This is a genomic window from Helicobacter pylori, assembly GCF_001998165.1.
GTDB classification, from domain to species: domain Bacteria; phylum Campylobacterota; class Campylobacteria; order Campylobacterales; family Helicobacteraceae; genus Helicobacter; species Helicobacter pylori_DL.
The window spans coordinates 429-793 of the sequence record NZ_MTWR01000132.1; the positions used below are offsets into that span (position 1 = coordinate 429).

Sequence of the window (365 nt, forward strand, 5' to 3'; positions counted from 1 at the left end):
TGCTCTAGGGCTTATGCAAATCATGCCCTTTAATGTAGGGCCTTTCGCTAAAAGCCTTGGCATGGATAACATTGATCTAAACGACATGTTTAACCCCAATATCGCTCTCAAATTTGGTAATTATTACTTGAACCATTTGAAAAAAGAATTCAACCACCCCCTTTTTGTCGCCTACGCTTATAACGCTGGGCCTGGGTTTTTAAGGAGGTGGTTAGAAAGCTCCAAACGATTTAAAGAAAAAAATCATTTTGAGCCATGGCTTAGCATGGAGCTTATGCCTTATAGCGAGACTCGCATGTATGGCTTTAGGGTCATGCTCAATTACTTGATTTATCAAGAAATTTTTGGGAATTTCATCCCTATTG

At 39.5% G+C, this 365-nt stretch carries 1 protein-coding gene; it reads left to right on the forward strand.

Translation table 11 applies throughout. The annotated features are described in order from the left end of the window. Positions 1-365 (forward strand): transglycosylase SLT domain-containing protein (locus tag BZK24_RS09750; protein ID WP_242423443.1); only part of this gene is annotated, 365 nt, incomplete at both ends.